The organism is Pseudomonas sp. GXM4 (genome assembly GCF_008923895.1).
Taxonomy (GTDB): Bacteria; Pseudomonadota; Gammaproteobacteria; order Pseudomonadales; family Pseudomonadaceae; genus Aquipseudomonas; species Aquipseudomonas atacamensis.
This window is the reverse complement of sequence record NZ_WBRZ01000502.1, coordinates 1-1,318: the sequence shown is the minus strand read 5'-3', so window position 1 is coordinate 1,318 and position 1,318 is coordinate 1. Positions and strand designations below refer to the sequence as shown.

At 62.6% G+C, this 1,318-nt stretch carries 1 protein-coding gene; it reads right to left on the bottom strand.

Going from position 1 to position 1,318, the window contains the following annotated elements; genetic code table 11:
- Positions 1-3: 3 nt before the first annotated feature.
- Positions 4-1,194 (bottom strand): osmoprotectant NAGGN system M42 family peptidase, encoded by a 1,191-nt coding sequence (locus F8N49_RS27750; RefSeq protein ID WP_024013890.1) that lies wholly within the window; start codon positions 1,192-1,194, stop codon positions 4-6.
- Between the last annotated feature and the right edge of the window lie 124 nt (positions 1,195-1,318).

Sequence of the window (1,318 nt, the reverse complement as noted above, 5' to 3'; positions counted from 1 at the left end):
GGCTCAACTGTCAGAACGCTGCCCCACCAGACTGTCCACCGGCGGCACGCGGGTTTCGCTTTCCATCTGCGTGTCATGCTCGATCTGATGGCTGAAGCGATCCAGTGAAGCATTGGCCGGTGCCGCGTCGCTGGCAAAGACCGGCGGGCTGAGGATGTACGCACCGAGCAAACGGCTGAGCGCTGCCAGACTGTCGATGTGCGTACGCTCGTAGCCGTGGGTGGCATCGCAGCCGAAAGCGAGCAGGGCGGTGCGGATGTCGTGGCCGGCGGTGACCGCCGAGTGCGCATCGCTGAAGTAATAGCGGAACATGTCACGGCGCACCGGCAATTCGTGTTCATCGGCCAGACGCAACAGATGCCGCGACAGGTGATAGTCATACGGCCCGCCCGAATCCTGCATCGCCACGCTCACGGCGTGTTCGCTCGAGTGCTGGCCGGGGGCGACCGGTGCGATGTCGATGCCGACAAACTCGCTGACGTCCCACGGCAATGCCGCCGCTGCACCGCTTCCGGTCTCTTCGGTGATGGTGAACAGCGGATGGCAATCGATGTTCAGTTCCTGGCCGCTGTCGACAATCGCCTTCAGAGCAGCGAGCAATGCGGCAACACCGGCCTTGTCGTCGAGGTGGCGGGCGCTGATATGGCCGCTTTCGGTGAACTCGGGCAGCGGATCGAAGGCCACCACGTCGCCGACATGAATGCCCAGCGACTCGCAATCGGCCTTGGTCGTGCAGTAGGCGTCCAGACGCAGCTCGACATGGTCCCAACTGATCGGCATTTCATCGACCTGGGTGTTGAACGCATGCCCGGACGCCATCAGCGGCAACACGCTGCCGCGAATCACCCCGGTGTCGGTAAACAGGCTGACCCGGCTGCCCTCGGCAAAGCGGCTCGACCAGCAGCCGACCGGGGCTAGGGTCAGGCGACCATTGTCTTTCACCGCACGCACGGCGGCGCCTATGGTGTCCAGGTGCGCCGACACTGCGCGGTCAGGGCTGCTCTTTTTGCCCTTCAACGTCGCGCGGATGGTGCCGCGCCGGGTCATTTCAAACGGAATGCCCAGCTCTTCGAGACGCTCGGCGACGTAGCGCACGATGGTGTCGGTGAACCCGGTAGGGCTGGGAATGGCGAGCATTTCCAGCAGGACTTTTTGCAGGTAAGCCAGATCCGGTTCAGGGATTTGTGTGGTCATGGTCATGGAAACTCCTGATGGGTTGAGCACACCGATGGTTTCGATGAGAGAAAGATTTGTGGCGCCTGATCGGTCCTCATCGCTGGCAAGCCAGCTCCCACAGTGTTGTGTATACCGCGGGAAC